The following is a 17,168-nucleotide window of genomic DNA, read 5'->3' on the forward strand; positions in this document are numbered from 1 at the left end:
TCGGCAGGCATGCGAGGCGCCGATCGTGGGACCCGGCAGGTCGCGACCGCTCCCCGAACCGGCGACCGGAAGGGGTGGGAGCCATGGCCCCGACGACCCGGGTCCGCCTGTGGCGCTGGCGCGCGAACCCGCTCCGGCGCCGCTCCGACCAGGTCGAGGCGTGGGTGCTGCTGCTCGCCCTCGTGGCCGCAGTCGTCGGCGCGGCGCTGGTCACCCTCGTCACCTGGGGCGTCGCGCGCGGCACGGCCGAGGAACAGCGCACCGAGCGGCTCCGGGTCTCCGCGGTGGTCATGAAGGACGCGGACCCGCAGAGCCGCGAGACGTTCTACAAGGCCCCGGGGGCCGACACCTCGCGGGTGCCGGTCCGCTGGACCGCGCCCGACGGCACGGTGCGCAGCGGTTCGGCGGAGGTGCCGGACGGCAGCAGGGCCGGGACCTCGGTGCCGCTGTGGGTGGCGCCCGACGGCAGCCAGACCACGCCACCCGCGGGGGCGGCCATGGCCGCCCTCCAGTCCGGCATCTGCGCGGCGCTCGCCGGCGGCGCGGTCGTCGCCCTCGTCTGCGTCGCGCAGGCCACCGTCCGCGGCGGCCTGGACCGCCGGCGCGCCCGCCAGTGGGAACGCGAGTGGGCCCGGGTCGAACCTCAGTGGCGCCCCCGCACGCCGTAGCCCCGGCGGCGGGACGCGGCGTACGGAGGCCCGGGAGGGTCAGGTGTGGGCCGTCGCCGTCCAGACGGCCGCGATGCGCGCCGCGAGCCGCGCGTTGCCGCGGACCGCGGCGACGTTGGCCTCCAGCGCCGCGCCGTCCGTGTGCCGGACCAGGTGGTCCAGCAGGTACGGCGTGACGTCCTGTCCGGTCACCCGGTCCTGCTCGCACGCCGAGAGCGCCTCCGCCAGCACCCGGTCGTGCAGTTCCGGGTCGAGCTGCTGCTCCTGCGGCACGGGGTTGGCGACGACCAGTGCCGTGCAGGGCCCGCCGAGCGACTCCTGCGCCCGCATGGCGCCGACGACCGTGCGCGCGTCGTGCGCCGTCCAGTCCACCGGCTCCCCGGAACTGGTCAGGTAGAAGCCCGGGAACGTGTCCGTGCCGTAGCCGATGACCGTGACGCCCAGGGTCTCCAGCCGTTGCAGCGTCGCCGGCACGTCGAGGACGGACTTCGCGCCCGCGCACACCACCGTGATCCGTGTCGAGGCGAGCATCCGCAGGTCCGCCGACTCGTCCTGGGTCTGCGTCCACCCGCGGTGCACGCCGCCCAGACCGCCGGTCGCGAAGACCCGGATGCCGACCTTGGAGGCCAGGAACCCGGTGCCGGAGACGGTCGTGGCGCCGCTCGCGCCCTCGGCGATCGCCGGCGCCACGTCGCGGTGGCCCAGCTTGCGCATCTTCTCGTCGCCCGCGACGCGTTCCAGTTCCGCCTCGTCCAGCCCGACGTGCACGCGCCCGTCGAGCACCGCGACGGTCGCCGGCACGGCGCCGCCGTCCCGCACGAGCTGCTCCAGTTCCCGGGCCACCTCGAGATTGCGCGGGCGCGGCAGGCCGTGCGCGATGATCGTCGACTCCAGAGCGACCACGGGGCGCCCGTGCGCCATCGCGTCCCGCACCTCGTCCGCCATCAGCAGGGTCATCCCGGCCTCCATCCGTATACGGTCGTATTATGTGCCGATCAATCAAGACACTCCGTCCCCCGTACGCCGAGTCCGTAACCGAGGACGAGATGCGTGCAGCCGCTTTGCAGTACGTGCGGAAGATCTCCGGCTTCCGCGCGCCCGCCTCGCACAACAGCGACGCATTCGACGCAGCAGTGGACAAAGTGACCGACGCGACGCGTGAGCTGCTCGGTTCCCTCGTGGTGAAGGGCCGCTGAGCCGGGCGACCCGCCGCGCCGGCGCCCTCAGCCGTCGGGATCGTTGCGGGCCCGGCTGGGCTGCACCCGTTTCGGCTCGCCCGGCGCCTTCGGGTGGTCCGGCGGGTACGGCATGTCGCCTGCGCCCCGGTCCCGCTCGTGCCGGTCGGCCAGCTCCAGCACCGCGTCCAGCCGGCACACGTGCCGTTCCATGTCCGCGTGCACGTCGCCGACCCGCGCGTACCGTTCCGGCATGGTCGCCAGGTCGAAGTCCTCGGGCCGCGCGTCGGCGACCTCGTCCCACTCCAGCGGGGCGGAGACCTGGGCGCGCGGGTGGGGCCGTACGGAGTAGGCGCTGGCGATGGTGCGGTCCCGCGCCGTCTGGTTGTAGTCGACGAAGATCCGCTCGCCGCGCTCCTCCTTCCACCAGTTCATCGTGATCCGCTCCGGGTTCCGCCAGGACAGCTCGCGGCCGATCGCGATCGCCGCCCGCCGCACGTCGGTGAAGGTCCACTCGGGCTCGATGGGCACGAACACGTGCAGCCCGCGACCGCCGGAGGTCTTGGGCCAGCCGCGCAGACCCAGTTCCTCCAGCAGCGGACGCAGTTCGCCGGCCGCCCACACCGCGTCCCGGTAGTCCGTGCCCGGCTGCGGGTCGAGGTCGATGCGCAGCTCGTCGGGACGGTCGGTGTCGCCGCGCCGCACCGGCCAGGGGTGGAACGTCAGGCAGCCCAGGTTCGCCGCCCACACCACGGCGGCCTCCTCGGCCGGGCAGATCTCGTCCGCGTGCCGCCCGGAGGGGAAGGAGATGCGCGCGGTGGGAATCCAGTCGGGCAGGCCCTTGGGTGCCCGCTTCTGGAAGAACGACTCGCCCGTGACGCCGTCGGGGTGCCGCTGCAGCGTGGTGGGCCGGTCCCGCAGCGCGCGCAGCGCCCCGGCCCCGACGGTCCGGTAGTACGTCGCCACGTCCAGCTTCGTGAAGCCGCGTTCGGGGAAGTACACCTTGCCCGGGTTGGTGATCCGCACCGTGCGTCCGCCGACGTCCAGTTCCTGTGCCTCGCCCATGACAGCACGCTAGAACCACCGGCGCGTCGGCGCCTGCCGACGCGCACATCCGGGCCGGGCGCGACACAATCGGACAGCATGGACCTCCCGGTGATGCCGCCCGTCAAACCGATGCTCGCCAAGACGGCGGCCCGTATCCCGGAAGGGATGCACTACGAGGCCAAATGGGACGGATTCCGTGCGATCGTCTTCCGCGACGGCGACGAGGTGGAGATCGGCAGCCGCACCGCCAAGCCGCTGACCCGCTACTTCCCCGAACTCCTCGACGCGCTGCGCACCCACCTGCCCCGCCGCTGCGTACTGGACGGCGAGATCGTCATCGCCCGCGGCAGGCGCCTCGACTTCGACGCGCTGCTGGAACGCATCCACCCCGCCGACTCCCGGGTGCGCATGCTGGCCGAGCGCACCCCGGCCTCGTTCGTCGCCTTCGACCTGCTCGCGCTCGGTGACGACGCCCTGCTGGAGACCGAGCTGGCGACGCGGCGGGAACGGCTGGTGCACGCGCTGCGCGACGCCGGCGAACCGGTGCACATCGCCCCGGCGACCCGGGACGTGGACGTGGCCCGGCGGTGGTTCGAACAGTTCGAGGGGGCGGGCCTGGACGGGGTCGTCGCCAAGCGGCCCACCCTGCCCTACCGGCCGGACGAACGGCTGATGGTGAAGGTGAAGCACGAGCGGACGGCCGACTGCGTGCTGGCCGGATTCCGCTACCACAAGAGCGGACCGGTCGTCGGCTCGCTGCTGCTGGGCCTGTACGACTCCTCCGGCACGCTCCAGCACGTCGGCGTCAGCGCGTCCTTCCCGATGCGCCGACGTCAGGAGCTGGTCGCCGAACTCGAGCCGCTGCGCATGGAGTCGGCCGCCGGGCACCCGTGGGCCGAGTGGCAACGCGAGGAGGCGCACGCGAGCAGCCGGATGCCGGGCGGGCCGAGCCGCTGGACCGGCACGAAGGACCTCTCCTGGGTGCCGTTGCGGCCGGAACGCGTCCTGGAGGTCGCCTACGACCACATGCAGGGCGACCGGTTCCGGCACACCGCGCGGTTCCGCCGGTGGCGCGAGGACCGCGACCCCGCTTCGTGCACGTACGCGCAACTCGAGGAGCCCGTGAACTACGACCTCGCGGAGGTGCTGACCCCCTCCGGGCCGCCCTCCGGCGGGTGACCGCGGTACGAAGTGTGGCTCGAACAGGTGCCGATGGCGCCTGACGGGGTATGCGTACTACAGGGAGAAACCGCAGCACAGGGCCCGTACCTCACTCGAACGGCTCTGGTCGGCGTGAGCTACGGCGTTCGGGCGAACATGCTGGAGCGAGTAGGCCGTCAGCCCGCAGCCGGTGACCCTGACCAGCGCAGCCGGAGGTGAGACGATGCCGACGTTCTCGGTGACGCAGAGCTTGTCGACAAATCCACCTGAGGTCTTCGCCTTTCTCGCCGACGCACGCAACATGGCCCGTTGGAACTCGGGCGTCGCCGAGGTGGACGACGACGAGGTCTCGCCCGCGCGCAAAGGCGCCCGGTACCGGTACCGGTTTCCGGGCAGGCACCGCTTCCACCAGCTCGAATGCAGCGCCTACCGGGCGCCGTCCCTCATCGGCTTCCGCGGCCAGCGGATGTGGACGCCGCTGGGCATCCAGTCCGTCGGCTACACCTTCCGGGTGCGGCCCGGCGAGGAGGACTCCGAGGACGGCAGCACCCTGGAGATGAAGGTCGACGTGCACCTGTACGGCGGCATGCTGCTGCTGGTGCCCATCGTCGCCCTGGGCTGGCGACGGGACCTCCCCGAGGACATGGAACGGCTGCGCGGCATGCTGGAGCCCGCCGTCACCGAGCGCGACCACGAGCCGCTGACCTGGTGAACAGTGCGCGGGCGCGCGGGACTTGTTGTCACCGGCGTCGACGGCTGGCATGCTCTCCTCGCCCTTACCGGCAAGTAGACCGGGCGATCCGAGGAGCATCCGTGACCGACCCAGCCCCCCACCGGCGCGCACCGCAGCCCTCCGGAGCGGCCGCGCCGCACGACGAAGCCGCCCCGGAGACCGCGACTCCGGGCAGCAGCCGCAGAGCCGTGCTCCTCGCCTCCACCGCGCTCGCCGGGCTCGCCGCAGCCGGCACGGCCGCTCCCGCACGAGCCCGGGCCGCCGGAACCCCCGCCGCGCCCCCGCCCTCCGGCGGGGGCTTTCTCGTGGGCCGCGGCGTCGCGGACGCCACCGGTGAGATCGCCGAGGTCGGCATGATGGGCTACGGCCGCATCGACCAGCAGGCCGAGGGCCTGCACACCCGGCTGCGCGCCCGCGCCTTCGTGGTCGCCGACGACGACGGGGCAGACGGCGGTGAGCGGGCCGCGCTGGTGGTCGTCGACGTGCCGATGATCTTCGAGAGCGTGCACCAGGCCGTGCTGCGCCGCCTCGCCGCCGACTACGGCGACCTCTACACGCACCGCAACGTGCTGCTCACCGCCACCCACACGCACGCCGGCCCCGGGGGCCACTCGCACCACACGCTGTACAACCTCACCACCCTCGGCTTCCACGAGAAGACCTTCGCCGCGGTCACCGACGGCATCGTCGAGGCCGTGAGGCGGGCCCACCAGGACCTCCAGCCGTCCGAACTCGTCCTCACCCACGACGAGTTGCGCGGCGCGAACGTCAACCGTTCGCGGGAGGCGTTCGACCGCAACGGCGCCGACGTCACCGGGTACTTCCCCGACGCCGTCGACACCCGGAGCACCCTGCTGCGGGTCGAGCGCGACGGGCGCCTCGCCGGCGCGCTCAACTGGTTCCCCACCCACTGCACGAGCATGTCCGGCGACAACCGCCTGATCAGCGCCGACAACAAGGGCTACGCCGCCTACCACTGGGAGCGCGAGGCCGGCGGCGGCGACTACCTCGCCGACGACGGCCCCGGCCTGGTCACCGCATTCGCCCAGACCAACGCCGGCGACATGTCGCCGAATCTCGACCTCACACCCCCGACGACGCCCGAGGACTTCGCCCGTACCCGCGAGAACGGGCTGCGCCAGTACGAGGCCGCCGCCGGGCAGGCCGGACGCGCGGGCACCCGGCTCACCGGCGGCGTGGACTCCCGGCTGGTCTACGTGGACCTCTCCGACGTCGAGGTGCGCCCCGAGTTCACCGGCGACGGCCGCACCCACCAGACGTCGAAACCCGCGATCGGCGCCGCCATGATGGCCGGGAGCACCGAGGACGGCCCTGCCTTCCCCGGCTTCGAGGAGGGCGAGAACCCGTTCTGGGACCTCGTCTCCGACACCGTGCTCTACGAGGTCTCGCCCGAGCTGCGGCAGGCGCAGGCGCCCAAGGACGTCGTGGTGCCCGTCGGCGCGATGAACCGGCTGCTGCCGTGGGTGCAGGAACGCGTCCCGGTGCAGCTCGTGCGCGTCGGCGCGCTGTACCTGATCGGTATCCCCGGCGAGGTCACCATCGGTGCGGGTCTCCGTCTGCGCCGGACCGTCGCCGGCATCACCGGCGCCCGGCTCGACGACGTCCTGGTCGCCGGGTACGCCAACTCCTACCTCCACTACGTCACCACCCCCGAGGAATACGACGCCCAGCAGTACGAGGGCGGCAGCACGCTCTTCGGCCGCTGGCAGCTCCCCGCCCTCCAGCAGGTCGCCGCCGCGCTGGCCACCGCGATGCGCGACGGCCGCGACCTCCCGCTCGGGCCGGTGGCCCCCGACATCTCCGGCACGGCGCTCTCGCTCCAGCCCGGCGTCGTCCTCGACACCCCGCCGCTCGGCCACGCCTTCGGCGACGTGCTCACCGAGCCGGCCGACGGCGTGCGCCCCGGGGAGCGGGCCGAGGCGATCTTCGCCGGCGCCCACCCAGGCAACGACCTGCACCGCGGCAGCACCTACCTGCGCGTCGAACGGCGCAGCGGCGGAGCCTGGACCGCCGTCGCGGACGACGGCGACTGGTCGACGACGCTGCGCTGGCGGCGGCACGGCGTCTCGGCCTCGAAGGTCACCGTCACCTGGGACGTCCCGCCGGGGACCGAGCCCGGCACGTACCGCATCCGCTACCACGGCGACGCCAAGCCGCTGATCGGCTCGCCGCGCGCCTTCAGCGGCACCACCCGGCCCTTCACCGTCCGCGCCTGACCTTCGCTCGCCCCCGCCGGGCCCGGCGCGGCACCATGGCCGGATGGACAGCCTGTTCCCGCGGTCGCGGGCCGTCGTGGCGCCGGGCGCGGTGCACGTGCCCGGCTGGCTGGACGTGCCGGCGCAGCGGGAGCTGGTCGCCGCCTGCCGGGGCTGGGGGCGCGGCCCGGTGCCCTTCCGCCACACCCGGCTGCCGCGCGGCGGCACGATGTCCGTGCAGACCGTCTGCCTGGGCTGGCACTGGCAGCCGTACCGGTACAGCCGCACCGCCGACGACGTGAACGGGCGCCGCGTCGCGGCCTTCCCGGACTGGCTGGGCGACCTGGGGCGCCGCGCCCTGGCCGACGCCTACGGCGATCCGGAGGAGGCCGCCGCGTACGCGCCCGACACCGCCCTGGTCAACTTCTACGACGCACACGCCACCATGGGCATGCACCAGGACAAGGACGAACGCTCCGACGCCCCGGTCGTCTCCCTGAGCATCGGTGACGCCTGCGTCTTCCGGTTCGGCAACACGGAGACGCGCACGCGGCCCTACACCGACGTGGAACTCGGGTCGGGCGACCTCTTCGTCTTCGGGGGGCCCGCGCGGTTCGCGTACCACGGCGTGCCCCGCGTACGGCCCGGCACGGCGGACCCGGCGACGGGCCTGGAGCGCGGCCGGCTCAACCTGACCCTCCGGGTCACCGGTCTCCCCGGCTGACGTGCGGCGGCTTCGCCTCGGCGGGTGCCTTGACCGCCGGGCCGGTGCCCCCGCCAGGACGGCGACGGGCAGGCGTGCCGGACGCGCTCGACGGTGCTGAGGGCGGTCTGTGTGGGGCCGTCGTCGCGGCCACCGTGCTGTGCGCGGCGCAGGTGCACGGGCGACAGCGGGCGGGAGCTGCCGGCCGAGCCGCGGTCGGCGGACTGTCCACCCCGCTCGGGGCGGCGTCGTCCGCCGTCCCCGCCCCCGCGGGTACCCGGGCGGCCTTCTGCTGTCGCGGAGGACGGCGTGCGGGGGCGCCGGCCCGCCTTCGGCGGCGGGGGCAGCCGGCGACCCGGCGCCGGGCGGTGGGGCGGTCGGTCAGGGCGCGTCGCGCAGGCCGCGGAGACGTTCGAGTTCGCGGCGGTCCCGCTTGGTGGGGCGCCCCGCGCCCCGGTCGCGGACACCCGCCGCGAGCGCGTCCGCGCGGGGTGGCGGGGGCGGACTCTTGTCGACGTAGCACTCGGCGGCCACCGGAGCACCGACCCGTTTGCGGACGAGCTGTTTGACCACGACGATGCGCTCGCGCCCGGCGTGCCGGAGGCGCACCTCGTCGCCGGGCCGCACGACCTGTGCCGGCTTGGCCCGGTCGCCGTTGACGCGCACGTGTCCCGCCTTGCACGCGGACGCGGCCAGCGAACGCGTCTTGGTGAGCCGTACGGACCAGATCCAGCTGTCCACCCGCACCGTCGCCTCGTCAGCAGCCATGGCCCCGACTCTAGTCAGCCCCGCCCGGGTGTCGGCACCCGTTCGGCGCAACGGCGCGGCCGGGCGGTTTCACGCCCTCCTGCGGAGGTACCCGGGCGCCCGATCGTCACGCCGGAGGTGAGCCTCATGCCGAGCGGATCGAGCCGCAAGCGCGAACGCCAGTACGCGCACATCAAGGAGGCCGCCGAGAGGCGCGGCACCGGCGAGAAGCGGGCCGCGGAGATCGCCGCCCGCACCGTGAACAAGGAGCGGGCGCGCAGCGGTGAGGCCGACACGGCGAGTCGCGCCTCACTGCGGGACCCGTTGTCCGCGTCCGAGCGGGGCGGAAAGCGTGCGGGAAAGAGGCAGGGGCCCGGCGACGTCACCCGGGACCAGCTCTACGAGGAGGCGAGGCGGCGCAACGTGGAGGGCCGTTCCCGCATGAACAAGCAGGAGCTCAAGCGGGCGCTCGGCCGGTGAACCGCTGCGGCACGCGGCGCCGTGGCGCGGGGTGTGGGCCGCGCGGTTCCCGTGCCGGTTCGGTGCGGTTTCGTCCGGATCGCGAAGGTCGTGGTGTGCGGGTAGCGTGAAACGCGTGCTTCGGACCTGAAGGCACATCCGCGGGAGGGCACGGTCGAGAGCCGTGAACACCCCGGACGCATCTGGTCCGGCTCCCGCGGTGACCGCTCGAACACGCAGCAGCGAACCGGGAGAGCGCAGCCATGAGCACCACCACCCCCTTCCGCACCAAGCGTGCCCGTCACCCGCACGACGACGCCCCGGACACCCGGGACGCGTTCGTCCGCATCGCCGCGCTGCCGGACGGACCGGAGAAGGAGGAGCTCCGGCAGGACGTCGTCCAGGTCTGGATCCCCATGGCCCACCGTCTCGCCGGGCGTTACCGCAACCGGGGCGAGGCGCTGGAGGACCTCCAGCAGATCGCCGCCCTGGGACTGGTCAAGGCCGTCGCCGGGTACGACCCGGCCCGCGGCACCGCGTTCGAGAGCTACGCCGTGCCCACCATCGTGGGCGAGATCAAGCGACACTTCCGCGACCACACCTGGGACCTGCACGTGCCACGGCGCGTCCAGCAGCTGCGCACCCAGGTCCGGGCCAGCCGCCGGGAGCTGAACCTCACCCTCGGCGGACGCTCCCCGACGGTCGCCGAGATCGCCGAGCACAGCCGGCTGAGCGAGGAGGACGTGCTCCTCGGCATGGAGGCGCTGGACTCCTACAGCGCCCTGTCCCTGGACGCGGAGCTGTCGGCGGCGGAGGACGGCTACTCGCTCCAGGACACCCTCGGCGTCTTCGAGGCGGGTTTCGACCTGGTGGTGTACCGCGAGGCGGTGAAGCCGCAGCTCTCCCTGCTGCCGGAACGCGAACGCCGCATCCTCTACCTGCGGTTCTTCTGCGACATGACGCAGAGCCGCATCGCCGAGGAACTGGGCATCTCCCAGATGCACGTCTCCCGGCTCATCCACCGCACCTGCGAACGCATACACCAGAAGGTCGACGCCGAACGCCGGAGGGAGCGCACCCCCGCGTCCGCAGGCTGACCGGGGTCCGGCCGGGGGTGGAACCGAGACGGAAAGCGAGGGAGAGCGCCTCATGAACGCGGTCCCAGCACGTTCCAGCGAGGGGCACACGGTCGTCGTCGTCGGCGCGACGGGCAACCTTGGCACCAGCATCGTCCGCGCCGCGGCGGAGGACGAGCGGGTGGCGCAGGTGATCGGCGTCGCCCGTCGGCTGCCGAACTGGAACCCGCCCAGGACACGGTGGCTGAGCTGCGACATCACCCGCGAGGACGCCGAGCCGGAGCTGGCCGAGGTGTTCCGTTCCGCGGACGTCGTGGTCCACCTCGCCTGGCTCTTCCAGCCGACCCACCGGCCCGCCCTGACGTGGCGCACCAACGTCCTGGGCGCGATGCGCGTCTTCCGCGCAGCCGCCGAGGTCGGCGTGTCCGGGCTGGTGTACGCCTCGTCCGTGGGCACGTACTCGCCGCGGCCCGCGCACGACCCGCTGCGCCGGGTGGACGAGTCGTGGCCCACGCACGGCTGGCCCGAGGCCGCGTACACCCGCGAGAAGGCCTACCTGGAGCGCTACCTGGACGCCTACGAGCAGAAGTTCCCGTGGATCCGCGTGGTGCGGATGCGGCCCGCGTTCCTCTTCAAGCAGGAGTCCGCCTCCGAGCAGCGCCGCCTGTTCGCCGGACCGCTGCTGCCGAACCTCCTGGTGCGCAGCGGGAACGTGCCGGTGGTACCGGACGTCAGCGGGCTCAGCATGCAGTTCCTGCACACCGACGACGCCGCCGAAGCGTTCCTGGACGCCATCACCAGCACCGTGCGCGGACCGTACAACCTCGCCTCCGAGCCGGTCGTCGACGCGAAGGTGCTGGCCCGGACGCTGAACGGGCGCATCGTGCGGATCCCCGCCGGCGCCGTGCGGACGGCGATCCGCGCGGCCTGGCTCACCCGCCTGTTCCCCGCCTCCCCACAGCTCTTCGACGCCGCTCTGCAGCTGCCGCTGATGGACTGGGGCCGGGCCCACGAGGACTTCGGCTGGACCCCGCAGCGCACCAGCACCGAGGCGCTGCAGGAGTTCCTCCTGGGCCTGCGCACCAGCAGCGGCATGAACACCCCGCCGCTGACGTCGCGGCTGCCCCGCGGGGGCCGGGCCCGCGAGCTGGCCACCCGCCTCGCGGCCAAGCCCTGAGCGGGACGCCCGCCTGGCCGGCCCGGTGCCCGGGCCGGCCAGGCGGGTGTGCATGCGGGCCGTGCGGTGCTCAGGACCCCCGGCCGTTCTCGGACCGTCCGGGCTCCTGTCGCTTCCCGTGCCCGGTGGGAGCGGCGCCGGGAGAGGGCTCCCGGCCTGCCTCCAGCTGCGCGAGGCGGGCCGTCAGCACGTCCAGTACGGGCGCGCGCGAGGCGTGACCGCGTTCGTACGCCAGCAGCCGCTCGAGATCCGCGGCGGAGAGCGACCGGGCGCGGTGCGCGATGTCGCCGAGGGAGAGGGCGGGGTAGTCCGGCGTGGGAGGACGACCGGACGAGGTCTGGTCGGTCATGCCTGCCGGGTCACCGACGGAGGCGGGCCGAAACCGCCCGTTCGGCCACCGGCCGCGCCGCGGCGGTCCGCCTTCAGCGGGCGGGGCCCGGCTCCTCGCGCACCACCTCGGACGGGTCCTTGTCGGCCCGCAGGCCGAGGAACCGCGGGTGCCGCAGCATCCCGTCCCGGGTCCACTCGGTGAACGCCACCTGGGCGACCAGCTCCGGCTCCGCCCAGTGCGCCCCGCGCTCACGCACCGGGTCGGCGAACGGCGAACCCGACCTGGCCAGACCGTCCAGCCGGGCCCGCAGCGACACCAGCGCCGCCCGGTCCCAGCCGGTACCGACCTTCCCTGCGTAGCGCAGCCGCCCGCCCGCGTGGTAGCCCAGCAGCAGCGCACCGAAGCCGACGCGGCCGCCCGACGGCTCGGTGAAACCGCCCACCACGAACTCCTGCCCCCGGCTGCACTTCAGCTTCAGCCAGTCGGGCGAACGCCGGCCCACCTGGTAGCGGCCCTGCGCGCGCTTGGCGACCAGCCCTTCCCAGCCCCAGCCGCACGCCCGGTCCAGCAGCTCCCGCCCGCCCGCGTTGCGGTGCGGGGTCTGCCGCAGCGGCGGCCCGAAGGCGATCGCCCGCCGCAGCAGCGCCTTCCGCGCGCGCAGCGGCAGCCCGGTGGTGCGCACACCGTCCAGGGCCAGCAGGTCGAACAGGCAGTACGTCACCTCGACACCGGTCGCACGGGCACGCCGCGGGTCGCTGATCTGCATCCGCCGCTGCAGCCGGGCGAAGTCCGTCCGCCGGCCGGTGAACGCGACGATCTCGCCGTCGACGCTGAAGTCCTCGCAGTCCTGCTCCTCCAGGGCGTCCACCAGCTCCGGGTACGTACGGTTCATCACCTGGCCGGTGCGGGACAGCAGCCGCACCCGGCCGCGCTCGCGCACCGCGACGGCCCGCACTCCGTCCAGCTTCCGCTCGAAGATCCATCCCGCGCCGAAGTCGCGGCGCTCGCTGGCCCGCGCCAGCATGGGAGCGGCGGGCGGTCCGCCGTCCGCCAGCGGCGCCAGCAGTCGCCGCTGGTCGGCCGGCAGCGACTCCAGCAGGCCGGTACGGCCCATCGTCCACCTCCCGGTGTGCCTCTCCACTGTGCCCCGGGGCCGGTCGGCCCGCACACGGCCGCGCCGGGCCGGGGCGGCCACCTGCGCAACTGCGGGCGGCGATCATGTGTGACGTCGCGTCGGGCGCACGATGCGGCAGCGGCTACGGTGTACAGCCGAACACGACGGCAGACGGCCGTCGCACGGGGCGACGATGGAGCGAACGAGAACGTGGCGAAAGACGACAACCCGCACCCGCTGATGCGCGGGATACTGGCCCTCCTGGGCGGACTGCTGGTGGCGGTGGGCATCGCACTGCTGGTGCTGCCGGGACCCGGCCTCCTGCTGGTGTTCGCCGGCATGGTGCTGCTGGCGCGCGCCGTCCCGTCTCTGCACCGGCACGTGGCGCCGGTGCGCGCCCGCGCCATGCAGGCGGCCGAGGACAGCGTCTCCTCGAAGTGGCGCATCGCCGGCTCGGTCGTGGTGGGGCTCGGCCTCCTCGGCGGCGGCGTGGCGTGGGGCCTGCTGGAACGACTGCCGTTCAGCGGCTGGAGCACCGGGGGAAGCCTGATCGTTTCCGGCATCGTGCTGTTCGTGCTGCTGATCTGGAGCCACCGCAGGCTGCGCGCCGAACGCGAGGCGGCGGCCGTCGGCGGCGCACCGGGAACCCGGCCGCCCGCGGGAGCCTAGTGCTGTGGCCGCACGCTGCCGCCGGAGCGGCAGCGTGCGGAGGGCCGGGCGCAGGCGGCGAGCCGGGGCGGGGCGATCAGGTGTGCCCGGGGCCGCCGCTGTGGAAGCCCCCGCTGCTCCCGGGATCCCAGCGCCTGCGCTTGACCTCGCCCTCCTCCTCGGACTCCGACACCGTGTAGCCGCTGTCGGAGACCTCGTACGGGTACCTGCGCCGCCCGTCGCGCGGCATCTCCGACGGGCTGGTGCGCCCCTCCTGGTAACCCTTCGGGGCGCCCGGGGCGGGGGTGCCGGCCTCGGAGGCACGGGAGTCGCCCCGTCGGCGCTGCCGCATGCCGATGCCCACCAGCAGGATCAGGGCGCCCACCACGAGCAGCCCGATCACCAGCGGGGCTATGCCGATGAGGTGATCGCGTCCCAGCTCCGCCAGCTGCGCGTCCATGCCCTGTGCGTACATGGCGACCGGGTTCCACGACTTCGGCGCCTTACGCGCGACGATTCGGGCCGGTCACGGGGACGGATACCGCGCCGGCCGCCGGGCGCGGAAGTCGCGGCCGCGTTCGGCGGCCAGCTCCCGGCCCCGCCCCAGGCACCACGACCACCAGTGGTCCAGCAGCCGGGGTGTGACGTCCTCCGGGTGCAGCACCGCCGGCCAGCGGCACACGCGGGCCTGGGCCGACACCGTCGCGCCGCCGTCGACCGGGTCGACGGCGAGCGCGGGCACGCCGGACCGCAGGGCGAGCACCAGGCCGTGCAGCCGATCCGTGACCACCACGTCCAGGCGTTCCAGCACCGACAGGTACTGCCCGCAGGTCGCGCTGCGCCGCCAGTCGTCGGCGTCCAGCCGCGTGTCGAGTTCCAGGCGTGCGCAGTTCTTGCCGCACATCCACGAGGTGAGCGCCTCCGCCACCGCGTCGTCCCGCACCCCCGCGCCGCACTCCCGGCGCCCTCCGGCGAGGACCACCCCGGCCACCGGCACCGGCTCCTCCGCCGGTGCGGACGCGGCCAGGTCGACACGGCCGCGCAGGGTCCCCGGCCCGTCCCGGCTCATCACCCGGTGGAAGCCGCTCAGCGCCGGATCGGCCGGGTCCACGGTCGAGACGCCCAGTGCGACCCGGAAGCAGTGCGCGAACCGCTCGTGCAGGGCGGCGATCTGCTCCCCGGCCACCGGCCCGCACACGAACAGCAAGCGGCTGTAGTGCTGCGGGTCGGCGTCCTCCAGCGACACCGCCTCCGAGCGGAAGCCGGGACTCCACGCCACGTCGTAGGAGGCGCCCGCCAGATCCAGCCGCGCCTCCACGTGACGCAGTGCCAGCACGTCTCCCGCCGTGGCCTCGCCCCGCGGGAAGCTGAACCATCCGGTGACCAGCGTCCTTCCGCCGCTCACCGGAGGATCGCCCAAGCCAGGGAGCCGGCGGCGACGGCGGACGGAGCCCGTGCGCGGCGCGGACCGGGGTCCGGGTTCTGCTCGCTCATGAGGGCCGGGTACGCACCTGGCCGCGCCTCAAACGGCCGGGCACCCTCCCGACGCCCCCACGCTCATCCGTGGGACGGGGGTCGGGAGCCGCGGGAGACGAGGATCACCCCGACGCGCGGAGTCGCGTTCCGGCACCCGGGTACTCGCTCCGCCGTGAACCACGACGAAGATCAGCAGCTGACCCCCGACCTGCCCCCGCCCGTCGAGGCGCCCGAGCTGTGGCGCCCGCAGGACGGGGACGACGACGAGGAGACCGGCGCCAGGCCGCCTGACCCGGAGCACGGGCCCGGCGACGACACCGGCACCGGCGAACCTCCGGACTGAACTCCGGAACGGGTGCACGGGCCCGCGCACCGGCGGTCCGCCCCGCGTCGGCCCGTGGGCCCGTCGGCCCGTCGGCCCGTCAGCCCGTCGGCACGCAGAGCACCGGGACGTCCGACAGGTGGAGCAGCTTGTGCGGGGTGGAGCCGAGCAGCGCGCCGCGGATCGGGCTCTCGCCCCAGCTGCCCACCACGATGACGCGTGCCCCGTGCCGGTTCGCCGCTTCGATCAGCGCCTGCGCGGGCTTCTCGTCGATGATCTCCACGGCCGTGGGCACGCCCGCCGTCGCCGCGGTCTGCACCGCGTGGTCCAGCGCGGTGCGGCCCGCCTGCCGGAGCGCCTCGTGGTGGGTGCGGTACTCCTCGCCGGTGCCGCCCGGCGCGGCGGCGCCGTACACCAGCACCAGCAGTTCGCCGAAGGCGGCCGACACCTCGATGGCGACCCGCAGCGCCCGTTCCGCCCCGGGCGACTCGTCGTATCCCAGCACCACCGTCATCGCGGCGGCTCCTTTCCCCGTCCGGGCCGATGGCCGTGGCCGGATTCGCGGTGCGGCACCAGCGCCGGGTCCACCACGCCGGGGCGCTCCGCCCAGAACCGCGTCGCCTGCAGCCGCCACACCAGCATCAGCACCACGCCCGCCAGGGCGATGGCGATGCCGATGACCAGCGGCGGTCCGAGACCGAACCACGACTCGCCGCTGTAGGAGTTCGCCGGGTCGGACATGTCCCTCACCGACTCCACCAGCAGCCACGCGAGCAGCGCGGCGCCGACCAGGGGCCCGACGCCGATCAGCAGCAGGTTGCGGACGCTGCGCGTCAGCTCGCGCCGGTAGTACACCGCGCAGGCCACGCCGGTCAGCGCGTAGTAGAAGGCGATCAGCAGCGACAGCGCGGTGAGCGAGTCGAACAGGGCGTTGGCGCTGATCTGGTTGAGCACCAGGTACCAGACGATCGCGATCCCGGCGACCCACCAGGTGCTCACGTCGGGAGTGCGGAAGCGGGGGCTGATGTGTCCGTAGTGCCGGGGGACGGCCTGCCGGCGGGCCATCGACAGCGCGGTGCGCGAGGCCGGGATGATCGTCGTCTGGGTGGAGGCGATCGCGGACGTCGACACGGCCAGCAGCAGCACCCAGTCCCAGCCGCCGAGCACCTCGCCGGCCAGCAGGGCGAAGAGGAACTCCTCCTCGGCGGCGTTCTCCGACAGGAACGCCACGCCCGAGTAGGCGACCACCGCGAACCCCACCGACACGTACGTCACCAGCAGCACGATCGTCGACCAGACGCCCGCCTTGCCGGGCGCGCTGACGGAGTCCTCGGTCTCCTCGGTGAGGTTGACCGCCGACTCCCAGCCCCAGTAGATGAACACTCCCAGCAGCAGCCCGCCGGTCAGTGCCGCACCGCCCTCGCCGAAGGGGTTGAGCCACTCGACCTCCGGTGTCGTCGAGCCCAGCGTGCCGGTGTCGGCGTACACCCGGTAGAGCGCGACGACGGCGAACACCAGCAGGAACGCGACCTGCGCGAGGATCAGCACGTTCTGCACCCGTGCGGAGGCCTCGGTGCCGATCACGCACACCGCCGTCATCACCAGGATCAGCAGCACGGCCAGCAGCTGTCGCCACAGGTCGCTCTCGGCCAGGCTGTCCAGGCCGAAGGCGAGCAGCCCGAACGACACCGCCACGTCCGCCAGCGACCCGACGACCAGCACACCGGTCATCATGATCGCCCATCCGCCGAGCCAGCCCGCCCACGGGCCCATGGCGCGGGTCACCCAGGAGAACGTGGTGCCGCAGTCCTGGTCGATGCGGTTGAGGAAGTAGAACGCCGACGCGATGAGCAGCATCGGCACGAACGACGCCAGCATCACGCCCGGCGCGTAGATGCCCACCAGTGCCACGACCGGCCCGATCACCGCCGCGATCGAATAGGCCGGGGAGGTCGAGTTCAGCCCGATGACCAGCGCGTCGACGAAGCCGATCGCGTTGGGTTTCAGGCTCGGACCGCCACCCTCGCCACGCCCGGGTCCGGTCCGTTCGTCCGCGATCCTGTCGGCCATGGTCCCTCGCTCTGTCGTGCGGCGGGGCGGTCGCCTGTCCCGGAG

Annotated in this window: 20 protein-coding genes; 11 read left to right on the forward strand and 9 right to left on the reverse strand. The window is 73.9% G+C overall.

Translation table 11 applies throughout. The features are described 5' to 3' along the window. Positions 1–83 precede the first annotated feature (83 nt). Positions 84–668: an Rv1733c family protein gene (locus tag K304_RS0101390; protein WP_027762280.1), complete on the forward strand. Its 585-nt coding sequence runs from the start codon at positions 84–86 to the stop codon at positions 666–668. 39 nt (positions 669–707) lie between these two features. Here the strand turns inward: K304_RS0101390 and K304_RS0101395 are convergent, their stop codons facing one another. Next, the gene (locus K304_RS0101395) at positions 708–1,625 is read right to left on the reverse strand and encodes a pseudouridine-5'-phosphate glycosidase (RefSeq protein ID WP_027762281.1); all 918 of its coding nucleotides are present in this window, start codon (positions 1,623–1,625) and stop codon (positions 708–710) included. Positions 1,626–1,654: 29 nt separating this feature from the next. Between K304_RS0101395 and K304_RS0101400 the strand changes: the two genes are divergently transcribed. Continuing rightward, positions 1,655–1,864: a DUF2277 domain-containing protein gene (locus K304_RS0101400; protein WP_027762282.1), complete on the forward strand. Its 210-nt coding sequence runs from the start codon at positions 1,655–1,657 to the stop codon at positions 1,862–1,864. A 27-nt stretch (positions 1,865–1,891) separates the two neighbouring features. Here the strand turns inward: K304_RS0101400 and ligD (K304_RS0101405) are convergent, their stop codons facing one another. Beyond that, positions 1,892–2,908 carry a non-homologous end-joining DNA ligase gene (gene ligD, locus K304_RS0101405; protein WP_027762283.1) on the reverse strand — a complete coding sequence of 339 codons (1,017 nt, stop codon included), beginning with the start codon at positions 2,906–2,908 and terminating at the stop codon, positions 1,892–1,894. A gap of 78 nt (positions 2,909–2,986) precedes the next feature. On the opposite strand from ligD (K304_RS0101405), the gene K304_RS0101410 reads away from it, so the two are divergent. The 4 genes from K304_RS0101410 (at position 2,987) to K304_RS0101425 (ending at position 7,724) form a co-directional block, all read left to right on the forward strand. Next, entirely contained in the window at positions 2,987–4,069 is a 1,083-nt protein-coding gene (locus K304_RS0101410; RefSeq protein WP_027762284.1) for an ATP-dependent DNA ligase, read from the forward strand. 205 nt (positions 4,070–4,274) lie between these two features. Beyond that, positions 4,275–4,763, forward strand: coding sequence for an SRPBCC family protein (locus tag K304_RS0101415; protein WP_078528238.1), 489 nt, complete (start codon positions 4,275–4,277; stop codon positions 4,761–4,763). Positions 4,764–4,972: 209 nt separating this feature from the next. Beyond that, positions 4,973–7,021 carry a neutral/alkaline ceramidase gene (locus K304_RS0101420; protein ID WP_027762286.1) on the forward strand — a complete coding sequence of 683 codons (2,049 nt, stop codon included), beginning with the start codon at positions 4,973–4,975 and terminating at the stop codon, positions 7,019–7,021. Positions 7,022–7,064: 43 nt separating this feature from the next. Further along, positions 7,065–7,724 (forward strand): alpha-ketoglutarate-dependent dioxygenase AlkB, encoded by a 660-nt coding sequence (locus K304_RS0101425; protein WP_027762287.1) that lies wholly within the window; start codon positions 7,065–7,067, stop codon positions 7,722–7,724. A gap of 360 nt (positions 7,725–8,084) precedes the next feature. Here K304_RS0101425 and K304_RS0101430 read toward each other — a convergent pair whose 3' ends face one another. Next, positions 8,085–8,471, reverse strand: coding sequence for an RNA-binding S4 domain-containing protein (locus K304_RS0101430; RefSeq protein ID WP_027762288.1), 387 nt, complete (start codon positions 8,469–8,471; stop codon positions 8,085–8,087). Between the two features lie 126 nt (positions 8,472–8,597). Here K304_RS0101430 and K304_RS0101435 point away from each other — a divergent pair, with 126 nt between their 5' ends. The 3 genes from K304_RS0101435 to K304_RS0101445 all read left to right on the forward strand — a co-directional run bounded on the left by K304_RS0101435 (position 8,598) and on the right by K304_RS0101445 (position 11,162). Then, positions 8,598–8,930: a hypothetical protein gene (locus K304_RS0101435; RefSeq protein WP_027762289.1), complete on the forward strand. Its 333-nt coding sequence runs from the start codon at positions 8,598–8,600 to the stop codon at positions 8,928–8,930. Positions 8,931–9,172: 242 nt separating this feature from the next. Then, positions 9,173–10,006: a SigB/SigF/SigG family RNA polymerase sigma factor gene (locus K304_RS26705; RefSeq protein WP_037788936.1), complete on the forward strand. Its 834-nt coding sequence runs from the start codon at positions 9,173–9,175 to the stop codon at positions 10,004–10,006. 52 nt (positions 10,007–10,058) lie between these two features. Continuing rightward, positions 10,059–11,162: an NAD-dependent epimerase/dehydratase family protein gene (locus K304_RS0101445; protein ID WP_027762290.1), complete on the forward strand. Its 1,104-nt coding sequence runs from the start codon at positions 10,059–10,061 to the stop codon at positions 11,160–11,162. A 70-nt stretch (positions 11,163–11,232) separates the two neighbouring features. On the opposite strand, the gene K304_RS26710 is transcribed toward K304_RS0101445, so the two are convergent. After that, positions 11,233–11,511: a DUF8129 domain-containing protein gene (locus tag K304_RS26710; protein ID WP_078528244.1), complete on the reverse strand. Its 279-nt coding sequence runs from the start codon at positions 11,509–11,511 to the stop codon at positions 11,233–11,235. A 73-nt stretch (positions 11,512–11,584) separates the two neighbouring features. Beyond that, positions 11,585–12,607, reverse strand: coding sequence for a non-homologous end-joining DNA ligase (gene ligD / locus K304_RS0101455; protein ID WP_027762291.1), 1,023 nt, complete (start codon positions 12,605–12,607; stop codon positions 11,585–11,587). A 210-nt stretch (positions 12,608–12,817) separates the two neighbouring features. Here ligD (K304_RS0101455) and K304_RS0101460 point away from each other — a divergent pair, with 210 nt between their 5' ends. Next, complete coding sequence (locus tag K304_RS0101460; RefSeq protein ID WP_486591542.1) at positions 12,818–13,276, forward strand: PGPGW domain-containing protein; 459 nt, start codon at positions 12,818–12,820, stop codon at positions 13,274–13,276. 76 nt (positions 13,277–13,352) lie between these two features. Here the strand turns inward: K304_RS0101460 and K304_RS0101465 are convergent, their stop codons facing one another. Then, positions 13,353–13,715, reverse strand: coding sequence for a DUF6479 family protein (locus K304_RS0101465; protein ID WP_027762293.1), 363 nt, complete (start codon positions 13,713–13,715; stop codon positions 13,353–13,355). Between the two features lie 66 nt (positions 13,716–13,781). After that, entirely contained in the window at positions 13,782–14,660 is an 879-nt protein-coding gene (locus tag K304_RS26715) for a polysaccharide pyruvyl transferase family protein (RefSeq protein ID WP_051307637.1), read from the reverse strand. 243 nt (positions 14,661–14,903) lie between these two features. Between K304_RS26715 and K304_RS33200 the strand changes: the two genes are divergently transcribed. Beyond that, complete coding sequence (locus K304_RS33200; RefSeq protein WP_158687284.1) at positions 14,904–15,074, forward strand: hypothetical protein; 171 nt, start codon at positions 14,904–14,906, stop codon at positions 15,072–15,074. Positions 15,075–15,153: 79 nt separating this feature from the next. Here the strand turns inward: K304_RS33200 and K304_RS0101480 are convergent, their stop codons facing one another. After that, the gene (locus K304_RS0101480; RefSeq protein WP_027762294.1) at positions 15,154–15,567 is read right to left on the reverse strand and encodes a universal stress protein; all 414 of its coding nucleotides are present in this window, start codon (positions 15,565–15,567) and stop codon (positions 15,154–15,156) included. Further along, on the reverse strand, positions 15,564–17,123 hold the full coding sequence (locus K304_RS0101485) for an APC family permease (RefSeq protein WP_027762295.1): 1,560 nt from the start codon (positions 17,121–17,123) through the stop codon (positions 15,564–15,566). The genes K304_RS0101480 and K304_RS0101485 overlap by 4 nt, the downstream gene beginning before the upstream one ends. Positions 17,124–17,168 lie beyond the last annotated feature (45 nt).

The organism is Streptomyces sp. CNS606, from assembly GCF_000426325.1.

Excerpts from the sequence above, each read along its gene's own strand:
- K304_RS0101390 (WP_027762280.1), top strand. The coding sequence starts at position 84 with ATGGCCCCGACGACCCGGGTCCGCCTGTGGCGCTGGCGCGCGAACCCG.
- K304_RS0101395 (WP_027762281.1), bottom strand. The coding sequence starts at position 1,625 with ATGACCCTGCTGATGGCGGACGAGGTGCGGGACGCGATGGCGCACGGG.
- K304_RS0101400 (WP_027762282.1), top strand. The coding sequence starts at position 1,655 with ATGTGCCGATCAATCAAGACACTCCGTCCCCCGTACGCCGAGTCCGTA.
- ligD (WP_027762283.1), bottom strand. The coding sequence starts at position 2,908 with ATGGGCGAGGCACAGGAACTGGACGTCGGCGGACGCACGGTGCGGATC.
- K304_RS0101410 (WP_027762284.1), top strand. The coding sequence starts at position 2,987 with ATGGACCTCCCGGTGATGCCGCCCGTCAAACCGATGCTCGCCAAGACG.
- K304_RS0101415 (WP_078528238.1), top strand. The coding sequence starts at position 4,275 with ATGCCGACGTTCTCGGTGACGCAGAGCTTGTCGACAAATCCACCTGAG.
- K304_RS0101425 (WP_027762287.1), top strand. The coding sequence starts at position 7,065 with ATGGACAGCCTGTTCCCGCGGTCGCGGGCCGTCGTGGCGCCGGGCGCG.
- K304_RS0101430 (WP_027762288.1), bottom strand. The coding sequence starts at position 8,471 with ATGGCTGCTGACGAGGCGACGGTGCGGGTGGACAGCTGGATCTGGTCC.
- K304_RS0101435 (WP_027762289.1), top strand. The coding sequence starts at position 8,598 with ATGCCGAGCGGATCGAGCCGCAAGCGCGAACGCCAGTACGCGCACATC.
- K304_RS26705 (WP_037788936.1), top strand. The coding sequence starts at position 9,173 with ATGAGCACCACCACCCCCTTCCGCACCAAGCGTGCCCGTCACCCGCAC.
- K304_RS0101445 (WP_027762290.1), top strand. The coding sequence starts at position 10,059 with ATGAACGCGGTCCCAGCACGTTCCAGCGAGGGGCACACGGTCGTCGTC.
- K304_RS26710 (WP_078528244.1), bottom strand. The coding sequence starts at position 11,511 with ATGACCGACCAGACCTCGTCCGGTCGTCCTCCCACGCCGGACTACCCC.
- ligD (WP_027762291.1), bottom strand. The coding sequence starts at position 12,607 with ATGGGCCGTACCGGCCTGCTGGAGTCGCTGCCGGCCGACCAGCGGCGA.
- K304_RS0101465 (WP_027762293.1), bottom strand. The coding sequence starts at position 13,715 with ATGGACGCGCAGCTGGCGGAGCTGGGACGCGATCACCTCATCGGCATA.
- K304_RS0101480 (WP_027762294.1), bottom strand. The coding sequence starts at position 15,567 with ATGACGGTGGTGCTGGGATACGACGAGTCGCCCGGGGCGGAACGGGCG.
- K304_RS0101485 (WP_027762295.1), bottom strand. The coding sequence starts at position 17,123 with ATGGCCGACAGGATCGCGGACGAACGGACCGGACCCGGGCGTGGCGAG.